This is a genomic window from Rheinheimera tangshanensis (assembly GCF_014645135.1).
Classification (GTDB): Bacteria; Pseudomonadota; Gammaproteobacteria; order Enterobacterales; family Alteromonadaceae; genus Pararheinheimera; species Pararheinheimera tangshanensis.
On record NZ_BMLH01000001.1, the window covers coordinates 415,483 to 435,260 of the forward strand.

Genomic DNA, 19,778 nt, shown 5'->3' on the forward strand with positions numbered 1-19,778 from the left:
ATTCCAACTGCTGTTATGGTTTTAGTATTGGTTAGAAAAAAGGCAAAAGATAATGGAAGGCTGAAACTAACAAAGTTTTTTTAACTGGTCTAGCCAGATTGGTGCAAATTTAGTTTTTTCTTATAAAAAAAGAGCACCATTTCGGTGCTCTTTGTTAGAAAGTGTAATTAAACTAATGGTTTAAAAACTGCTTAATAAATTAGCCGGTAATAAAGAATTTAAACGGCCATGACGTAACAGTTCAGCTGCTTTTTCGATATCAGGTGCAAAGTAGCGATCGACATCATAAAAGCTGACTTCTTTACGTAGCAGAGCCTTTGCCTGTTCCACGGCTGCAGCACCTTTAAGTGGCGCACGGAAGTCCATACCCTGAGCTGCTGCCAGATATTCAACTGCCAATACGCCTAAGGTATTTTCAGCCATATCTGCTAAACGACGGGCAGCAAAAGTGGCCATGGATACATGGTCTTCCTGATTGGCTGAGGTAGGTAAGCTGTCGACAGAAGCCGGATGTGCCAGAGATTTATTCTCTGAAGCTAAAGCTGCAGCTGTGACCTGAGCAATCATAAAGCCGCTGTTTACACCGCCGTTATTCACTAAAAAGGCCGGTAACTTGCTTAGATGCGAGTCGATTAAAAGCGCCATACGGCGCTCAGAAATAGAGCCAATTTCAGCAATAGCCAAAGCCAGATTATCGGCCGCCATAGCGACAGGCTCGGCGTGGAAGTTCCCACCAGAGATAATGTCATCTTCAGCTGCAAACACCAGCGGGTTGTCTGTCACGCCATTGGCTTCGACTAACAATACTGAAGCAGCAAAGCGGATTTGGGCTAAACAGGCACCCATTACCTGAGGCTGGCAGCGTAAGCTGTATGGGTCTTGTACTTTTTCACAGTCGATATGTGATTCGGCAATCTCTGAGCTTTCACCTAATAAATGACGGTAAATCAGCGCGGCATCTATCTGACCTTGCTGACCACGCACTGCATGAATGCGGGCATCAAAAGGTGAACGGCTACCCATAGCGGCTTCCACACTCATAGCGCCAATCACAGAACCTGCGGCATATAAGTCTTCTGCACGGAATAAACCTTCCAGCGCAAAAGCAGTGGATGCCTGAGTACCGTTTAATAAAGCCAAACCTTCTTTAGCCGCTAAAGTAATAGGCGCTAAACCCGCTATGGCTAAGCCTTCTTTGGCGGAGTAAATCTGACCCGCGATGCATACTTCGCCTTCACCAATTAAAGGCAACACCATATGAGATAAAGGTGCTAAATCGCCTGATGCGCCGACTGAACCTTTTTTCGGAATACAAGGATAGACACCTGCATTGACCAGTTGGATCAGCGCGTTGATCACCAGTGGGCGCACGCCTGAATAACCGCGGGCTAAGGAGTTAATTTTCAACACCATCATCAAACGTACTGTGCTGTCGTCCATCAGGTCGCCAAAACCCGCAGCGTGCGATAAAACGATAGAACGTTGCAGCGTTTCCAGTTTGTCTTTTTCAATTTTGGTATTGGCCAATAAACCAAAACCAGTATTGATGCCATACACAGTGCGGTTTTCCGCAACAATTTTTGCCACAGTAGCAGCGGATGCTTCAATAGCTGGTAAAGCGGCCGGGTCTAACGTCAGAGTCACAGCATGTTGTTGTACCTGACGCAGTTGCGCCAATGTGAGTTCACCCGGAGTGATGGTTAAAGCGTAAGTCATGTTTTTATCCTTCAAATTAATTCTGGTTAACCATCGGCAGATCAAGGCCTTGTTCGCGGGCGCAATTTTTCGCTATGTCATAACCAGCATCGGCATGACGCATCACGCCAGTGCCTGGGTCATTCCACAGTACGCGGCCTAAACGACGTGCTGCGGCCTCTGTACCGTCGGCTAAAATCACCACACCAGAATGTTGGCTGTAGCCCATACCTACGCCACCACCATGATGCAAGGACACCCAGGTTGCGCCGCCTGCTGTATTGAGCAGAGCATTTAATAATGGCCAGTCAGATACGGCGTCTGAGCCATCCAGCATGGCTTCGGTTTCACGGTTTGGACTGGCGACAGAGCCTGAATCCAAATGGTCACGACCAATGATAATAGGCGCTTTTAATTCGCCGTTTTTCACCATTTCGTTAAATGCCAACGCAATGCGGGCGCGGTCTTTTAAACCAATCCAGCAAATGCGAGCTGGTAAACCCTGGAATTTAATACGTTCACGCGCCATATCCAACCAGCGGTGTAAATGTGGATTGTCCGGGATCAGTTCTTTGACTTTAGCGTCTGTTTTATAGATATCTTCCGGATCACCGGATAACGCCACCCAGCGGAATGGACCTATGCCTTCACAAAACAGTGGGCGAATATAAGCGGGCACAAAACCCGGATAATCAAAAGCGTTCGCCACACCCATATCAAGCGCCATCTGGCGGATATTGTTGCCGTAATCCACAGCCACAGCGCCTTTGGTTTGCATATCCAAAGTGGCTTTGACTTGAATGGCCATTGAGGCTTTGGCGGCTTGTACTACTGCAGTTTCGCTTTCAAGGCGGCGCTCTGCTGCTTGCTGCATAGTCCAGCCTTGTGGCAGGTAACCGTTTAACGGATCGTGCGCAGAAGTTTGGTCTGTCACTACATCAGGAATAATATTACGAGCGACCAGTTCAGCGAAGATATCAGCTGCATTGCCTAATAAGCCGATAGAAGTGGGTTTACCTGATGCTTTGGCAGCTTCAAGCTGAGCTAAAGCTTCATCCAGGTTGTAGGCTTTTTGGTCAACATACCCAGTGCGTAAGCGGAAATCGATACGGGACTCGTCGACTTCACAGGCAATCATATGAAAACCAGCCATAGTGGCCGCCAATGGCTGAGCGCCACCCATGCCACCTAAACCACCGGTCAGAACCCATTTACCCTTTGGCTCACCGGCAAAATGTTGTTTGGCGATGGCAACAAAAGTCTCGTAGGTGCCCTGAACTATGCCCTGAGTACCAATGTAGATCCAGGAACCTGCTGTCATTTGGCCGTACATCATCAGGCCTTGTTTATCCAGCTCGTTAAAATGCTCCCAGTTAGCCCAGTTAGGCACCAAATTCGAGTTGGCCAGTAACACACGAGGCGCGTCCGGGTGAGTTGGGAATACACCGACGGGTTTACCGCTTTGGATCAATAAGGTCTGGTCGTCGTTTAATCTGTCCAGTACTTCAACAATTTTGTCGTAACAAGCCCAATCACGTGCAGCACGGCCTATGCCGCCATATACCACCAAAGAGGTTGGGTGCTCGGCCACTTCAGGGTCGAGGTTATTCATCAACATGCGTTTGGCAGCTTCGGTCTGCCAGCTCTTGGCGGTAATTTCGCTGCCGCGAGCGGCTCGGATCACACGGCTTGGGTCTAAACGTGGATTGCTCATAGGGTTATCTCTTTAAGTCTTAGGGTGGATAGTCAGGTGCCCGCCTAAACGATAGCGGCTGCCTGCAGAGGTCAGATAGGCAAAACTGACAGCACCACCCCGACTGAAGGTGCGGCGTGTCAGGCGTAAACAAGGTTCAGAAGCTGGTATTTTTAAATGCTGACGGGTCAGTTCATCCGGCAATACGGCTTCGACTATATGCTCGGCGTCTGTCAGTGGCGCCACAGCACTTAAGTATTCATGCGGTGTTTGCAAAACAAAGTCCTGAGCTAAATAGTCCGGCACTTGCTCTGGATTGACATAACGGGCTTCCAGCTGCAATGGCTGCTGGTTTTCGTAGTGCACAATGAGTGAAAAAAACACCGGCGCATTGCGACTTAAACCTAATGCTGTGGCAACCACACCAGGGCAAGGTAAGCTGGTCAGTTGCACTAATTCTGCTTTATGAAAATGACCACGGCGCTGAATTTCATCGGCAATATTACGGATTTCCAGCAAAGAAGATTGCGACTTAGGTGAGGCGACAAAACTACCAACCCCCTGAGTGCGATACAACACGCCTTGTTCGGTCAGTTCCTGCAAAGCACGACGTGCAGTCATGCGGCTGACTGCAAACTGAGTCGCCAGCTCGTTTTCCGATGGAATACGGCTATGCTCAGGCCAGGCCGCAGTTTCGACCTGGCTCAAAATATAATCTTTGATAGTAGCAAACTTCTTTTGCCCGGAACTGTTATCCATGACTGCTTTAACGCCTGAGTTTGAATGCAAAGAAAAATAGCTGAATTTGGTTGTATATACAAGTTGATCGGGTAGAATTAATTTCAGGCCGATAAGAGCAAACCACAAGCCGTGCAGGGGAATAAAATGCAAGTCTTTGATGCAATTTGGATTAATGTCAATTTAGCTACTATGACTGATAACGGTCAGCCTTATGGAGCTATTAGTAATGGCGCCCTGGCGGTGAAAGATGGCCGTATCGCCTGGTTGGGTCCTAAAGCAGAATTGCCAGAAACTGACTTGTTATCAACTCCTTTGTATGATGGCAAAGGCCAGTGGTTATTGCCGGGTTTTATCGACTGCCACACCCATCTGGTGTATGCAGGCAGCCGCGCTAACGAATTTGAAATGCGCTTAAATGGCGCTACTTATCAGCAAATCGCAGAAGCGGGTGGTGGTATTAAATCCACTGTGGCGGCCACCCGTGCCGCCAGCCACGAAGAGTTATTTGTGCTGGGTAAGCAGCGCTTAAATGCGCTGTTGAGTCAGAGCGTGACCACTGTTGAAATCAAATCTGGTTATGGCCTGGATTTGGAAACGGAGCAAAAAATACTCGAAGTCGCAGCAGAGCTTGATCGCACTCATCCAGTTGATATTCAGAAGACCTTTTTAGGCGCTCATGCCTTGCCGGTGGAGTATGCCGGTCGGCCAGATGAGTATATGCAGTTGGTTGTGGATGAAATGCTACCTGCGCTGCATCAGCAAGGTTTAGTGGATGCCGTCGACGTGTTTTGTGAAGGCATAGGTTTTTCGGTTGCGCAAAGCCGCTTGTTATTTGAAAAAGCCAAGGCCTTAGGTTTGCCAGTCAAGGCGCATGCTGAGCAGTTATCGCATTTAGGTGGTGCGAGTTTAGTGGCTGAATTCAGTGGTTTATCTGCCGATCATATTGAATACCTGCAAGAACAAGACGTGCTGGCGATGAAAGCTGCCGGCACTGTGGCAGTAGTTTTGCCGGGTGCTTTTTACTTTTTACGTGAAACCAAGCTGCCGCCTTTTGAGCTATTGCGCCAGCATCAGGTGCCTATGGCGATATCTACCGACTTAAACCCTGGTACTTCGCCTTTCTGTAATGTGCCTTTAATGCTGAATATGGCCTGTACTTTATTCCGTTTTACGCCAGAAGAAGCTATAGCAGGAGTGACCCGACACGCTGCCGCAGCTTTAGGCATGGCCGACAGAGGCAGCTTGGCTGTAAGCCAACTGGCTGATTTTGGTCTGTATCAAATCAGTCAGCCAGCAGAGTTGTGTTATCAGTTTGGTGTGAATAGCTTAACTCAACTGGTCAAGGGCGGGCGCGAAGTCAATTTGCGTGGACTGGGCTAACTTTACAAGGCAGGAAAACAGAGTAATCTTAAGATCTTATTGATCTTTTGAGTGCTGGCTGTGCTGTTATCTTCCCGGTCTTTGTTGTCTGCTTTATTGCTTACCAGCTCTGCCCCAGCTTTGGCTCAGGGTTTGGTAAGCCAGCCTTCGTTTTATCTGCTTGTTTTGTTAACTTTGCTGGTGCTGCTACTCGCACTTTGGGTTGTGCTGCTAAAAAAACAGTTGGTAGCGCAAAAGGCTGTTCAGCAAGACGCTAAACCCAAAGATTTGTCCTTTTTATCTTTGCGCGATGACACCAGTGGTTTACCGAATAAACTGCAGTTACAGCAGCAGTTTGAACTTTGGTGTCGTAGTCACCCCAATCGAAAAGCGTCTTTGCTGCTAGTGAAAATTCAGAACTTTGAGCGGGTAAATCAGGCGCTTGGCCACCAGAATGCCAATCTGGTGTTAGTGCAGATAGCACAACGTATCAACGCAGCAGTGCAGCAGGATCAGGAATTACTGGTGCTGGAACAGCAAGACAAACACACCAGTAAAGTGGCGCATATAGGTGGAGTCGATTTCGTACTTTGGGTCGATGCCAGTATCCGCCAGCATGCAGCAGAGCAAATAGCCCGCCGATTGGAGCACACTGTACCTGAAGCTTTGCTTATTCATGGTTGTGCTGTGGAATATCAACTACAAAGTGGTATTGCGCATTATCCGCAGCATGGCGAGTTGTTATCTGATTTGATAGACCGCGCCTATCTTGCGATGCAAAACCGGCAATGGATGCACAGCAGCTCTGGGGTTTTTCATCCGGATCTAATCAGTTACAACAACGATAAACTAGGGTTAATGGCTGAATTGCGTCATGCTATTGGTCAGCAGCAATTAAAACTACATATTCAGCCGCAAATTGCCTTAAGTTCCCGTCAGGTATTAGCAGGTGAAGTCTTAGTGCGCTGGCATCATCCCCGCCGTGGTTTGCTGGGACCCACTGAGTTTTTAGAGCTGGCTGAACAAATGGGGGTGATTTACCCGCTGACGCAATGGGTGCTGGAAAAAGCCGTGATGACGTTGGCAGAGCTTGCAGCGCAAGAGATCCATTGCAAGATAGCTGTGAATATTTCCAGCAAAGATTTACTGCAGGATGAACTGGTCGATAGCATTGAGCTGCTATTGAAACGTCACAGAGTGCAAGCTTCGCAACTGGTACTGGAACTGAAAGAGAGCGCGTTGGTGGCCGAACCCGACAAAGCTATGCGGATGCTAAAACACCTGGCGCAGCTTGGCGTAGAACTGGCGCTGGATGATTTTGGCACTGGCTTTTCCTCACTGGCTTATTTGCGTGAACTGCCGATTAGCCAGGTCAAAGTAGATTGCTCCTTTATCTTTGACTTACACCGCTCTGATACTCATACCGCTATTACGGGAGCCATTATTGATATGGCAAAAAATATGAATTTTATCGTAGTGGCCGAGGGGATTGAACAGCCAGAAGTTGAGCAAAAACTAATAGCTATGGGCTGTGCCAGAGGGCAGGGCTTTTTATATGCCAAGCCCTTTGCACTGGATGCCTTTCCTGAGTGGGTCAAGCAGTGGAGCTATAGCAAGGCGACCTATTAAAGCTGCTCCTTACCAAACAAAAAGGCGCAGACCAAAGCTGTTAAGATTTGCCCTGCGTCATTCATTCCTGCGGCTAAGCCCGCAGGGTGCTGAGCCGGCGCAGCTTCTGCCAGATGCAGATAACGGCTTTGAGTCTGACTTGCAAGCAAATAGACGAAATGCTCAGCTTGTTGCACTGATACTCCGCAACTGTTGTAGGCGCTGACCGGCATACCAGTAATAGCGTCTGTATCCAGTTCAATCCCAAACACCTGCTGTGGATCACGTTGGCTTAACCAGAGTTTAAGTAGTTCTGGCCAAGGGGCCTGTTCCCGCACAAAAAGTTGCTGATAACTCAATATATCCACACCAGCGGTTTTTATTTGTGCTAACGAGCTGGCTGAGTTTTTTAGTTCATGCAAGCCCATCACCAGATACTTATCTAAATGGCCCTGAGCTTTGGCATAACTAAAACCATTACCGCTGTGACGGCCTTCCAGTAAACGAAAATCTGCATGAGGGTCGAGGTTGATACAATTGACCGCCTGCTGCTGGTTTTTCGCTAAAGCGCTTAACAACGGCAAACTGTTGTTATGACCACCGCCTATCACTATAGGAGTTAAACCCGCCTCGAAAATAGCCAATAACACGGGCTCTAAACGTAAATCAATCTCTGCACAGAGGCTGCGTAAAGTGGCGACATCGGCATTTTGACTTTGCTGTTGCAGGTCGGCGCAGTTCAGTTCACCCAATAACAGTATCTGTGATCCGTCTAAAAATTCGTTTTGCTGCAAGTTAATAAATTTACGGATAAAAGCCTGCCAGCCCAGATCGGAACCACCCTGACCCAAATTGGCGCGTGGGCCTATATCTTCAGGCACGCCGAGCAACGCAAAAGCACAGCCTTGTTGTTTAGCTGCAGTTAAAGCTTCTGCCAGAGGTAAAACAGGATCGGTATAACATAGTACTTGACCCAGGCGGGTTTCACCGTCCCGGACCTGTTGAAAGGCCGCCAAAGAGGCGGCCTGATAACGGATTAGCGAGTCACTCATCTGCTATTCCAGATCTAAAGGCTCTGGAGATAAAATAATGCCAGTATTGTCGGCATATAAATGGTCGCCAGGTAAAAAGGTGACACCACCAAAGTTGACCGGAATTTCGTGTTCGCCAAAACCACGGTCATCGGCACCTACAGGAATAGCATTAACCGCTTGAATACCTATATCAAAGTCTTCCAGAGTGTCGACATCACGCACACTACCGTAACAAACAATACCTTCCCAGCCATTGGCCGCAGCGATAGAAGCCAATTCACCGTCAATCAAAGCGCGGCGCGAAGAGCCACCACCGTCAATTAATAACACTTTACCTACGCCAGGTTCAGCTAAAGCCTGACGAACTAAACCGTTGTCTTCAAAACATTTAATGGTCTGGATTACGCCGCCAAAAGAACGGCGACCACCGTAGTTGGCGAAAATGGGTTCAACCACATCGATCATGTCTGCGTAAAGGTCACATAATTCCGAAGTGTTATATTCCATGTTGTGCTCCAAACTTAAGTCTTTGATCAAAAACACAGTATACCCGTCTCACCTGAAGCTGCAAGGTCGTTGACAGCGCTCATTCGCCCCAATCACATAGTTTTTCTATGCTCATAGGGACTCAGTCGCCTGTCGCCTGCTTGCAACTCCAGTTGCTTTGGCTATTAACCCGTCTCACCTGAAGCTGCAAGGTCGTTGACAGCGCCCAATCTGCTCCAGGCTGATTTCTCAGCAGTTATTCATACCTAAGTTTTCACTATTCTGCTGTCGCTTGATTGTGACTCTGCATTGCCAGTGTTAAGGTGATTTTGCTAATTTAATTTAAGTTGTTTAATCAGGACTTTGCCTTTGAACTCAGAGCTGTTAGCCCGTACCTTGTTGCACCTGACACAGATAGGGTTTGCCGTTACCCTTACTGCTTTGCTTTGGTATTTTTTTAAAGTCTATCAACGTAGTTATCTGAAATCATGGGCTATTGCTTTCAGCTGTTTTACCGCTTATGCCACCTTTATTTTGGTTGAAATATTTTGGCAGCCAGTGTTTGCTGCCGAATTTCTTGGTTTAGGCGTCAAGTTTTTATACATCAGCTTCTGTTACGGTTTTGCGGTCTGGATTTTAGTTGGGGTGTATGAGGCGGTTAAACAGCAGCGACTGGCAACCCGAACTGTCAATCAATTGCTATTGCTGGTGACAAGCATAGCTTTGCTGTCTGTGACTCTGTTTTTACTGCTGCCGCAGTGGCAGGAGATGACCTTATATTTGCAGTTTTATATGCGTCTGGTGCTGATAGGCTTTGCCTTGTGTGTGGCCGGATTCTGGCTTTGGAGTTTAACCAAACGAATTTTTGCAACTAAAGTAGTCGCCAGTGCTATGTTGGCTTGGGGAAGCTTATTTTTGGCCAGTGCTGGCTCTATGCTGTTGCATGATGTTCAGGAAGAATCTATCCAGATGATACTTTATTTTAAACATTTGGAGCTGCTGGTTCAGGTCATTCTGGGTTTAGGTCTGATCATTTGGTTGCAAGAAGACGAACGTAGCACCAACCAGCAATTAACCGCCAAAACTCAATATCTGGACAGCCACGACCCCTTAACCGGCGCATTAAACCGCGATGCTTTGTTGCGGCAATTATCCTTGGTTTTACAGGCGGATAAACCCATCATTTTGCTGATGATAGGTTTAGATAGTTTTAAAGTAGTGAATGAATCTGTTGGCTTAAAACAGGGCGACCGTATTTTACGTGAAGTGAATCGTCGCTTTGAATCCTCTATTGTCAAACCTTGCTTAATAGCCCGTACCGGTGGCGATATCTTTGCTTTAGTGTTGGAGGATTGCACAACAGATCGGCAAAAGTTATTTGCGCTGCAGCATCTGGAACAGTTAATTGAAAAGCCTTTTACCACAGACAGTGGCCTGATCAAACTGACGGCCAGCATAGGTCTGGCTTGCGCGCCCCAGCACGCTGTGGAAGCAGATATGCTGTTGCAAAAAGCCAATATTGCGTTTCACCACTGTAAACGTTTGCAGCAACGCTGTACTTTTTACCAGCCGGGTATGGAAGAAGAGTCGGCTCGCTTACTTAATTTGGAAAAAGATTTGTTGTTGGCGTTGGAGCATGATCAGTTTGTATTTTATTTTCAGCCGCAATGGGATCTGCGTGAACAAAGAATTGAGGCTTTTGAAGCCTTAGTGCGTTGGGAACATCCACAAAAAGGCTTGTTGATGCCTTGTCAGTTTTTACCGCTTGTAGAGCAGGTTGGATTGAGTAAAGAGCTGGATTTACTGCTACTGGAAAAAGCAGTCTGCACTTTAGCTGAGTGGAAAAAACAAGGTATTCAGGTGCCACTGGCCGTGAATATGTCACCTGTGCATTTTCAGGTTGATGGTTTAAAAAGTCGCATTCAACAGTTGCTACTCAAGTATCAGGTATCACCCGCTGTATTGGAGTTGGAGATCACAGAAAATACTGCTATGGGCGATATGGAAAAAGGCTCGAACTACATTAACGAGCTGCAACAAATGGGGATCCGGGTTTCTATTGACGACTTTGGTACCGGCTATTCCTCTTTAGGTTATTTACGCAAAATGCCGATCGACAAAATTAAAATAGACCGTAGTTTTGTTACTGAGATGGCTGCCAACGATTCCGATATGATGATAGTCAAGACTATGATCACGCTGGCGCATGGTTTGGGCAAACGCATTCTGGCAGAAGGGGTAGAAACTGAAACTCAGTTGCTGCTGCTGCGTACTTTAGCCTGTGATGCGATTCAGGGCTATTTATTGGCCAAACCTTTACCTGAAGCAGAAGCTTTAGCGTTGCTAAATGGTTGTGCTTTATCCCGCTAATTGATTGTTTTTTTGTCATGTGTTTGTCACTAAGCCACTTTAAGCTGAACCTAGTCAAAGCAAAACGGCGGCTTGCTTATGTGGTTACAACGACTTGGAGTTTGGGATCAGCGTTGTTTTCTTATGCTTTTTAGTAAAAGTGAACGCAAGCGCATCCATCAACTCAGTTTCTGGTGCTCCAAAACCGGTGACGGCCCTTTGTATCTGGTTTTAGTGGCGCTATTGTTTGCCTTCGAACTGACTCACGCCAGCGCTTTTACTGAACTGCTGCTGCTGAGTTTTGCTATTGAATTGCCTCTGTATCTGGTGTTGAAAAACTCTATTCGTCGTCAGCGCCCTTACCAGTTGATGGCAGGCATGATGCAAGCTCATATCGAAGCCTCAGATAAATTCAGTTTGCCATCGGGCCATACAGCTGCCGCTTTTGTGGTGGCTAGTACCTTGTTATCTTTTTATCCGGACTGGGCCTGGTTGGCCTTTAGTTGGGCCGGTTTAATAGGCTTATCCCGTATTCTGTTAGGCGTGCATTTTCCGCTGGATATTCTGGCTGGCTCGTCTTTAGGTCTGTCTAGTTGTCTGGTGGCGCAACAAATCCTGCATTGATTCTGCAACTTTTATTAAATATTTCACAGCGAGCCTGGTAAAAGTCTGCTTGCTTTGTATTCCCTCTCTATAATTACTGGTAGTTTCTATATCCTCAGCTGATTCAACTGCTTGCGCAGTATTTTTTGGAGTTACCTTCTATGACCTTTTTACGTCAGTTTTCTATACGTCAGCGTTTATTGCTCAATGCAATTACTGTGGCTGTGTCGATGTTAATCATGTTGGGGTTGCTGCTGTTTCAAAGCAGTGAGCTGACTAAACTGGCGGAGCTCCGTCTTGAAGTGGAACGGCTTAATCTAAACGTGTTGCAACTTCGGCGTAGTGAAAAAGACTTTCTGCTACGCTCCGATTTAGAGTATCAGCAAAGGTTTAATCAAACCGCTACTGAGCTGAATCAAAAAGCGGCTTTATTGGCCGAAGGTCTGGTAGCGCACAGTATAGACGTTGCACCTTTAAACTCCTTTATTGGTTTTACCAAAAGTTATCAGGAGTTATTTAATCAACTGGTGCAATTGTCCGGGCAGGTTGGTTTAGATCCTCAATCCGGTTTGTACGGCGAGTTAAGAGCCAAAGCCCATGAACTGGAACAAGCCTTTAAAGACACTAACGATTTGCTGCTGACGACTCAGTTACTGCAGTTACGCCGGGCGGAAAAAGATTTTATGTTGCGGCTGGATTTAAAGTATCTGGAGAGTTTTAACACAGGTTTCAGCAAATTCCGGGCTCAAATTCAAAGCAATATCCCCGACACAACACAAGCGCTACAGATGCAGCAATTGGCTGATGCTTACAGTGTAGCTTTTGTGCGTTTGGTCGAAGGTGAGCAAAAAATTGGTTTAACTCATGATCAAGGCCTGATGGGACAAATGCGTGACGCTATTCACCAGACTGAAGAAAGCCTGGCTCTGATGTCGGAGCGCACTGAAGCCGCCGTCAATCAGGCCAGCTCAGCCAGTCAGACCTTAGCCATCAGTTTATTTGTCCTGGTGTTGGTAGTGGTGATAGCACTGGTGCTGATGACCAGTAAAAGCATCTTAGTGCCTATCCAAAAAGTGTGCGTCACTATAGGTTTAGTGCGTCAAGACAACGACTTTCGCTTGCGCGTGGCTGAAGATGGTCAGGATGAAATGACCCAATTAGCCAGAGATTTTAATCATATGCTGTCTGATGTGCAGGAATTGGTAGGTAACGTCAATCAGGCTTTGGTTATGCTGGATACTGCGACCAATGAGCTGGCTAAATCAACGGCCGAAACCAGCAAAGGTATGGCGCAACAGCAACTGGAAAGCGATATGGTGGCGACCGCTGTAACCGAAATGGGCGCTACAGTGGACGAAATAGCAGTGAATACCGAAAACACTGCCACCAAAGCACAAAATACCAATACCAATGCGTTGTCAGGTTTGAAAGAAGTGGAGCAAACAGTAAGCAAGATCAATGCTTTATCACAGGAGTTACAACAGGCTTCTGTTGTGTTGGCGGAGCTGGAGCAGGACAGTGCCACTATAGGTTCGGTGTTGGATGTGATCCGTGCTATCGCTGAACAAACCAATTTGCTGGCGCTAAATGCCGCAATTGAAGCAGCAAGGGCGGGCGAACAAGGACGAGGCTTTGCCGTGGTAGCGGATGAAGTCCGTACTTTGGCGCAGCGCACTCAGGAGTCTACAGGTCAGATTGAGAAAATTATTTCTGGCTTGCAACAGCGCACCAAAAATATTGTGGCTGTAATGCAAAACTGTCAGACACAAGGTAAAGAGAGCGCCAGTCAGGCAGGCTCTACGATAGAGTTGTTACGGCAAATTACCAGCGATGTGGGACTGATTATGGATATGACCACTCAAATTGCGACAGCGGTGGAGGAGCAAAGTTTAGTCGCTGCTGATGTGAATAAAAATGTGGTGCGTATTCGTGATATCTCAGAAGACTCGCTGAGTATTTCCAAACACAATGCGCAAATCAGTGAAGAAGTCGCCAGTCAGGCCAGCATGTTGCATCAGACTGTGGATAAGTTTAAAGCTTAATAAATTGGGTCAGATCACCTGGTTAAAATGTGATCTGACCCGGTTTTCATAGCTGTTTGATGGTCAGTTGTATCTCGCGGTTGCTGTTGGCTTGTTTTAAACGCTGCAAATAATCTGCCCAGAGTTCATTCTGCTCTGCGCCCAGTTTGGCCAGATAAGCCCAACTGTACAAACCCGTCTGATGACCATCATCAAATACCAGTTTCACCGCATATTGGCCTACTGGCACTATCTGGCTGATGGCGACAGCTTTTTTATGGCTGACCAATTGCGGCTTGCCATGACCACGCACTTCAGCCGAAGGCGAAAACACCCGCAAAAATTCAGCGCTCAACTGAAAGAGCTGGCCGTCAGCAAATCTGACGTCCAGCATTTTGCTTAAGCGATGATAATGCAGCACAGAGACCTGTGGCGTAGGGCTCACATTTGTTTGGATCTGCGCTGTCATAGAAGCTCCTGCAGCTATTTTTATAAAATAAAACGGCTTAAATCTTCGTCCTGCACTAAAGCGTCCAGATGTGAGTCGACGTAAGCAGCGTCGATCACAATGTGCTGACCGCTGTGATCGGCAGCATCAAAAGACAACTCTTCGAGCAAACGTTCCATCACTGTATATAAACGACGGGCACCGATGTTTTCAGTACGTTCGTTTACTTGCCAGGCCGCATTGGCGATACGTTTAATGCCGTCATCGGCAAAACGCACCTGCACGCCTTCGGTCGCCAGCATAGCAACACTTTGTTCGGTCAAAGAGGCTTTAGGTTCCGTCAGAATACGTTCAAAATCATTGGCTGATAAGGCGTCCAGTTCAACACGAATAGGTAAGCGACCTTGTAACTCTGGTACTAAATCTGATGGTTTGGCCATCTGAAAAGCGCCTGAAGCAATAAACAAAATATGATCGGTTTTGACCATACCGTGTTTGGTGTTGACTGTGCAGCCTTCGATCAGCGGTAGTAAATCCCGTTGCACCCCTTCACGCGATACATCAGGGCCACTGGTTTCGCCACGCTTACAAATTTTGTCTATTTCATCGATAAAGACAATACCTGTTTGCTCCACAGCATCTAAAGCTTTCAATTTCAGCTCTTCCGGATTCACCAGGCGTGCGGCTTCTTCTTCCACAAGCTGTTTAAAGGCGTCTTTAATTTTCAGCTTACGGCTTTTTTTCTTGTCAGCCCCTAAGTTCTGAAACATAGACTGCAGCTGGGAGGTCATTTCTTCCATACCAGGTGGCGCCATAATTTCCACACCCATCACTGGTGCTGCCAAATCGATTTCAATTTCTTTGTCGTCGAGTTGGCCTTCTCGCAACTTCTTACGGAAGATCTGACGAGTGCTGCTGTCGGATTCGCTTTGTTCAGCTTTGCCCCAGGCATCACGGGCTGGTGGCAATAAGGCATCGAGAATACGTTCTTCTGCAGCTTCTTCAGCGCGGAATTTGTTTTTTGCTACTTCCTGCTCACGGAACATTTTTACGGCGCTGTCGGTTAAATCGCGGATAATACTTTCCACTTCTTTACCTACATAACCTACTTCAGTGAATTTAGTCGCTTCGACTTTAATAAAAGGCGCATTTGCTAATTTGGCCAGACGACGGGCGATTTCAGTTTTACCTACACCTGTTGGGCCTATCATCAGAATATTTTTTGGTGTCACTTCCTGACGCAAGGCCGGATCCAGTTGCATACGGCGCCATCTGTTACGCAGTGCAATGGCGACTGCTCTTTTGGCATTCGCCTGACCAATAATGTGGCGGTCCAGTTCGTGGACTATCTCTCTTGGGGTCATATCAGACATGCAATTTACCCTTACAATTCTTCAATGGTCTGGTGATGATTGGTATAGACACAAATATCACCAGCTATGGTTAAACTTTTTTCCGCAATTTCGCGGGCGCTCAAATCAGTGTTAGCCAAAAGTGCTGTTGCAGCGGCCTGAGCAAAAGGCCCACCGCTGCCTATGGCGATTAAGTCATGTTCTGGCTGGATGACATCACCGTTGCCTGTAATGATTAAGGAGCAATTGGCGTCAGCTACAGCAAGCAAAGCTTCGAGCTTTCGCAGCATGCGGTCGGTGCGCCAGTCTTTAGCCAGCTCCACAGCAGCGCGCATTAAATGGCCCTGATGCATCTCGAGTTTGGCTTCAAAACGTTCAAATAAAGTAAAAGCGTCCGCTGTACCGCCGGCAAAACCAGCGAGCACTTTGCCGTGATACAAACGGCGGACTTTGCGGGCGTTGCCCTTCATCACGGTATTACCCAGCGAAACCTGACCGTCACCGGCAATAGCAACATGGCCGTTTCGGCGCACAGAAACAATAGTGGTCATCAGAAGCCCTTTTTGGCTGAAGAAAACAGATTAGCAAGGAGATAAGGGTGGGAATGCAGATTTTCAATACCCTTCGTACTTGAAGCTGCAGCTTTGTTGACTGTGCGCTTTCGCCCCAGTCACATAGGTTTACTATGTTCCTGGGGTCTCAAGCACTTGTCGCCTCCCTGCAACTCCAATTACTTTGGGTATACATGGGTATACATGGGTATAGATATGAAGATGTTTAAGTGGCGTTCGCTATGCGGCAATCAGCCACTTTTTGCCGCAGTAAGCGGCTTTTATCACTTTCAGCCTGACGTTTGCTGGTATAAGGCCCTAAAGTGACGCGGAAAAATACGCCATTTTTTCCTTCGATACGCCGCACTTCCGAAGGGTAACCGGCAAAAGCGACTTTGGCTTTCATTTGCTGTGCGGTTTCGATAGCACGGTAAGTACCACAAAACATTAAGAATGGTCCTTTGGCTTCCAGCTCTTCTACCTGCACCTGAATCTCTTTGTTTTCCAGCTCTTTAATGTACTGGTAAGGCTCGGCAGCAGGCTTGGGGGGTAACTCGTCTTTTTTCGCGGTGATAGCAGGTGTGACGGCATCCTCAACCGGAGTTTTTTGTGACAAATGGTATAAAAACCATACGAAACCAATAACTAAAGCAACGACCGTTATCACTAACGGCCAGGGGAAAGGTTTGGCTGTTTTGGTATTTTTTCTGGGTCTGGGGGTTGCCCGACCGGCTTTGACATAATCTTTTGGTGGCATCTTCACAACTAACAACAACTGGCCTGATGTCCCGCATTCTACTGCAGTTTTGTTAAAAAGAAATGATTAATTCAGGTCCTGCGGGTCCACATCCAGCTGCCATTTCACTTTGCGGCTTAACGACCAACGGCTGATTTCTGCCAGTACAGAGTCCAGACTTTGGTGCAATTGTTTCCTGTCTTTGGCAAACAATTGAATTTGCCAGCGGTACTTACCTGCTTTACGTTCCAGCGGACAAGCCAGTGGTCCCAGTAACTGCACTTGTGGCCAGTTTTTGTAATGTTCTGCTACTTGTTGCAGCCATTCTTTGCAGAGTTCCAGCTGGTGTGCTTCCACTCTGAATAAGGCGAGGAACATAAAAGGCGGCAAAAAAGTCTGTTGCCGCTCTTTTAATGCGCTGCGGGCAAAGGAGGCGTAACCATTCTGGATCACGTCCTGAAGCAGGGCATGGCCCGGATAATGGGTTTGCAGCAAAACTTTACCCGGCTGAGAGCCTCGTCCGGCGCGACCCGACACTTGAGTTAACAACTGAGCGAGCTGTTCCGGAGCTCTGAAATCATTGCTGTATAAAGCCGAGTCGACATCAATAATCACTACTAATCCGACATTCGGGAAATGATGGCCTTTGGCCAGCATTTGAGTGCCTAATATCAACTGAGGCTCGCCTTGTAAAATCTGATCCAAAGCCTGCTGCAAACTGCCTTTACGTCTGGTGCTGTCTCTGTCCAGCCGGGTGACAGTAAATGCAGGAAACAGTTGTTGCAGCTGCTCTTCCAATTGTTCGGTGCCCTGACCCACAGGCGCCAGCTGAGTACTGCCACAGCCGCCGCATTGATGTGGCACACCTTTAGTCGCCCCACAATGGTGACACACTAACTGACGGCTTTGTTTATGAAAGGTAGTAAAAGCGCTGCATCTGTGGCATTCGGTCATCCAGCCACATTCATGGCAAATTAAAGCCGGTGCAAAACCACGGCGATTTAAAAACAGCAGTACCTGCTGACCCAGTTTTAAATGCTGCTCGATGCGCTGGCGGGTTAACCCCGCCATGCCATGGATCATTTGCTGTTGTTTTAAATCGACCAGCTCAACAGCTGGCATTAACTGACCCGCGGCGCGGTCGGGTAATTCCAGATGCGCAAAACGGCCTTGCTGCACATTGGCAAGGCTCTCTAAGCTCGGTGTTGCTGAGCCTAATAAAATAGGGCAGCCCTGAATAGAGGCGCGTTTAATAGCTAAATCGCGGGCGTGATAGCGAAAACCGTCTTGCTGCTTAAAAGAGTTGTCGTGTTCTTCATCAATGATCAGCAAATCAAGTTTCAGGAAAGGTAAAAACAAGGCGGAGCGGGTACCTATTACGATAGCTAAATCTCCGGTTTGGCAGCGTTGCCAGACGGTAAAACGTTCAAGGTCCGTCATATTGGAATGCCAGACGCCAACAGGCACACCAAAACGTTGTTCAAAACGAGCTAAGGTTTGTGGTGTTAAACCAATTTCAGGCACTAACACCAACACCTGCCCCCCTTGTTTTACCACTGGGCTGATGGCCTGCAAATAGACTTCAGTTTTACCTGACCCTGTTACCCCTTCCAGTAAAAAGCAGCTAAAACTACCTAAGGCTTGTTGCACGGCTGTTACAGCCAAAGCCTGCGCCGGATTCAATGGCAAAGATTTTTGCTGTTCAGCTGTGGTTTGATAAGGGCCATAAAAAACTGGCGTGACTTGAGCCCAGCCCTGCTCAACAAAATACTGCAGCTCTTTGCGTTGAAAATGCTGCAGTAACTGGCTTTCGGTTTGAGGTTGCTGTAGCTGTTGCCATAACGCCAGCCGTTTTTTGGCCGCTTTAAATTGCTCTGCGGTTAAATGCTGGCCGGCTACAGTCAGGCTATAACTATGATCTTTCAGCGGATCGGCATTTTTGCCGTCGCGTAATAAGGCGGGCAGGGCACTGGTCAACACATCGCCTAACGGATGATGGTAGTAATCTGCGGCAAAACTCAGAAGCTGACGAATGGGGGCTGCTAATACCGGAATTTGATCCAATACTTCGGTCACAGCTTTGAGTTGAGCTGCGTCGTAGCTGTCAGTCGGGTTCAGTTGCCAGACAATACCTATCAGCTCGCGTTTGCCAAAAGGCACCAAAACACGACAACCCGGGCTTACCTCTTTGTCACAAAGGTAATCAAAATGCAGCCGAAGAGGTATGGGCAAGGCTACCCGAATCACCATCACAGTCAAAATCCACCTGTTTTATCAAGCAATTAGTGTAAAGCCCGTTACAGAACAAAGCCATTAAAAATAAATCAGCCAATTTGTTGAAACTTTAAGCCTTAGCCATTAAACTACGCGCCCTAATTTAACTGAAATTGCGTATGGTGTCTGACAACAGTTGATCAGATAGCGATACGGCCTAACGAGGTAACCCATGAAACCAAGTATCCACCCGGAATACAAAGAAATCACTGCAACTTGTACTTGCGGTAACTCTTTCAAAACTCACTCTACACTGTGCAAAGACATCCACCTGGACGTTTGCTCAGCTTGCCACCCATTCTACACTGGTAAGCAGAAAGTGTTAGACGTAGGCGGCCGTGTTGACCGCTTCAAAAAACGTTTCGCAGTACTGGGCGCCAAGTAATTTCAGGCATCAGTCAAAAAAGGCACCTCGGGTGCCTTTTTTTATGGGCTGCAAAATGTTCCGGCCAGTGGTCAGAGCCACTGGCGCTCATCCGGGCATTGCCAAACTGTTGGCAATGCTAAAACCGGCTTCGCCCTCCGTGCCATCGTCGCTCCGCTCCAATGTTAAAAAACAGCAGGACAGCTGTTTTTCACAGCTTCAGCTGCCGTGGGCGAACATCATGGACGATGTGAGTGAAAAATCGTTCCAGACGATTTTTTTATTGCCTGTAATTCAACAATGAGCGGGATTTACCCTAAGTAATTGGAGTTGTGGCAAGGCGGCAAGTGAACGAGACTCCAGGAGCATAGTTGCCTATGCGACTGGGGCGAGAGTGCGCAGCCAACGCCGCTACAGCTTCAAGAACGACGGGTAAAAAATCAATGCTTTTATAATGCAGCCCA

At 47.5% G+C, this 19,778-nt stretch carries 17 protein-coding genes; 7 read left to right on the forward strand and 10 right to left on the reverse strand.

The window, feature by feature from the left end:
* Nucleotides 1-180 precede the first annotated feature (180 nt).
* The 3 genes from hutH to hutC are packed head-to-tail and all read right to left on the reverse strand — an operon-like array spanning nucleotide 181 to nucleotide 4,147.
* On the reverse strand, nucleotides 181-1,716 hold the full coding sequence (gene hutH / locus IEW88_RS01940; RefSeq protein ID WP_147902953.1) for a histidine ammonia-lyase: 1,536 nt from the start codon (nucleotides 1,714-1,716) through the stop codon (nucleotides 181-183).
* Between the two features lie 16 nt (nucleotides 1,717-1,732).
* On the reverse strand, nucleotides 1,733-3,409 hold the full coding sequence (gene hutU, locus IEW88_RS01945) for a urocanate hydratase (protein WP_147902952.1): 1,677 nt from the start codon (nucleotides 3,407-3,409) through the stop codon (nucleotides 1,733-1,735).
* A gap of 12 nt (nucleotides 3,410-3,421) precedes the next feature.
* Entirely contained in the window at nucleotides 3,422-4,147 is a 726-nt protein-coding gene (hutC, locus tag IEW88_RS01950) for a histidine utilization transcriptional repressor HutC (RefSeq protein WP_147902951.1), read from the reverse strand.
* 126 nt (nucleotides 4,148-4,273) lie between these two features.
* Between hutC and hutI the strand changes: the two genes are divergently transcribed.
* Together hutI and IEW88_RS01960 are read left to right on the forward strand one after the other, a co-directional pair.
* Nucleotides 4,274-5,509, forward strand: a complete 1,236-nt coding sequence (hutI, locus tag IEW88_RS01955) for an imidazolonepropionase (RefSeq protein WP_147902950.1) — start codon at nucleotides 4,274-4,276, stop codon at nucleotides 5,507-5,509.
* Between the two features lie 60 nt (nucleotides 5,510-5,569).
* Entirely contained in the window at nucleotides 5,570-7,117 is a 1,548-nt protein-coding gene (locus IEW88_RS01960; protein ID WP_147902949.1) for a putative bifunctional diguanylate cyclase/phosphodiesterase, read from the forward strand.
* Here IEW88_RS01960 and IEW88_RS01965 read toward each other — a convergent pair.
* Together IEW88_RS01965 and rraA are read right to left on the reverse strand one after the other, a co-directional pair.
* Nucleotides 7,114-8,148 carry a formimidoylglutamase gene (locus IEW88_RS01965; RefSeq protein WP_147902948.1) on the reverse strand — a complete coding sequence of 345 codons (1,035 nt, stop codon included), beginning with the start codon at nucleotides 8,146-8,148 and terminating at the stop codon, nucleotides 7,114-7,116. The genes IEW88_RS01960 and IEW88_RS01965 overlap by 4 nt on opposite strands.
* Before the next feature lie 3 nt (nucleotides 8,149-8,151).
* Entirely contained in the window at nucleotides 8,152-8,637 is a 486-nt protein-coding gene (gene rraA / locus IEW88_RS01970) for a ribonuclease E activity regulator RraA (RefSeq protein WP_147902947.1), read from the reverse strand.
* Nucleotides 8,638-8,985: 348 nt separating this feature from the next.
* Between rraA and IEW88_RS01975 the strand changes: the two genes are divergently transcribed.
* The 3 genes from IEW88_RS01975 (at nucleotide 8,986) to IEW88_RS01985 (ending at nucleotide 13,610) form a co-directional block, all read left to right on the forward strand.
* The gene (locus IEW88_RS01975; RefSeq protein WP_147902946.1) at nucleotides 8,986-10,986 is read left to right on the forward strand and encodes a putative bifunctional diguanylate cyclase/phosphodiesterase; all 2,001 of its coding nucleotides are present in this window, start codon (nucleotides 8,986-8,988) and stop codon (nucleotides 10,984-10,986) included.
* A 78-nt stretch (nucleotides 10,987-11,064) separates the two neighbouring features.
* Nucleotides 11,065-11,589: a phosphatase PAP2 family protein gene (locus IEW88_RS01980; RefSeq protein WP_053425588.1), complete on the forward strand. Its 525-nt coding sequence runs from the start codon at nucleotides 11,065-11,067 to the stop codon at nucleotides 11,587-11,589.
* A gap of 140 nt (nucleotides 11,590-11,729) precedes the next feature.
* A complete protein-coding gene (locus IEW88_RS01985; protein WP_147902945.1) occupies nucleotides 11,730-13,610 on the forward strand; it encodes a methyl-accepting chemotaxis protein in 1,881 nt (626 codons plus the stop codon).
* A 46-nt stretch (nucleotides 13,611-13,656) separates the two neighbouring features.
* Here the strand turns inward: IEW88_RS01985 and IEW88_RS01990 are convergent, their stop codons facing one another.
* The 5 genes from IEW88_RS01990 to priA form a co-directional block, all read right to left on the reverse strand.
* Entirely contained in the window at nucleotides 13,657-14,034 is a 378-nt protein-coding gene (locus IEW88_RS01990) for a gamma-butyrobetaine hydroxylase family protein (protein ID WP_221411360.1), read from the reverse strand.
* Nucleotides 14,035-14,078: 44 nt separating this feature from the next.
* Nucleotides 14,079-15,410 carry an ATP-dependent protease ATPase subunit HslU gene (hslU, locus tag IEW88_RS01995; protein WP_147902943.1) on the reverse strand — a complete coding sequence of 444 codons (1,332 nt, stop codon included), beginning with the start codon at nucleotides 15,408-15,410 and terminating at the stop codon, nucleotides 14,079-14,081.
* An 11-nt stretch (nucleotides 15,411-15,421) separates the two neighbouring features.
* The gene (gene hslV, locus IEW88_RS02000) at nucleotides 15,422-15,940 is read right to left on the reverse strand and encodes an ATP-dependent protease subunit HslV (protein WP_008899176.1); all 519 of its coding nucleotides are present in this window, start codon (nucleotides 15,938-15,940) and stop codon (nucleotides 15,422-15,424) included.
* A 226-nt stretch (nucleotides 15,941-16,166) separates the two neighbouring features.
* Complete coding sequence (locus IEW88_RS02005) at nucleotides 16,167-16,703, reverse strand: SPOR domain-containing protein (RefSeq protein ID WP_229670300.1); 537 nt, start codon at nucleotides 16,701-16,703, stop codon at nucleotides 16,167-16,169.
* A gap of 60 nt (nucleotides 16,704-16,763) precedes the next feature.
* Complete coding sequence (priA, locus tag IEW88_RS02010) at nucleotides 16,764-18,926, reverse strand: primosomal protein N' (RefSeq protein ID WP_147903211.1); 2,163 nt, start codon at nucleotides 18,924-18,926, stop codon at nucleotides 16,764-16,766.
* A gap of 196 nt (nucleotides 18,927-19,122) precedes the next feature.
* Between priA and rpmE the strand changes: the two genes are divergently transcribed.
* Nucleotides 19,123-19,335 (forward strand): 50S ribosomal protein L31, encoded by a 213-nt coding sequence (gene rpmE / locus IEW88_RS02015; RefSeq protein WP_082101889.1) that lies wholly within the window; start codon nucleotides 19,123-19,125, stop codon nucleotides 19,333-19,335.
* Nucleotides 19,292-19,618, forward strand: coding sequence for a hypothetical protein (locus IEW88_RS02020; protein ID WP_185148538.1), 327 nt, complete (start codon nucleotides 19,292-19,294; stop codon nucleotides 19,616-19,618). The genes rpmE and IEW88_RS02020 overlap by 44 nt, the downstream gene beginning before the upstream one ends.
* The last annotated feature ends 160 nt before the right edge of the window (nucleotides 19,619-19,778 follow it).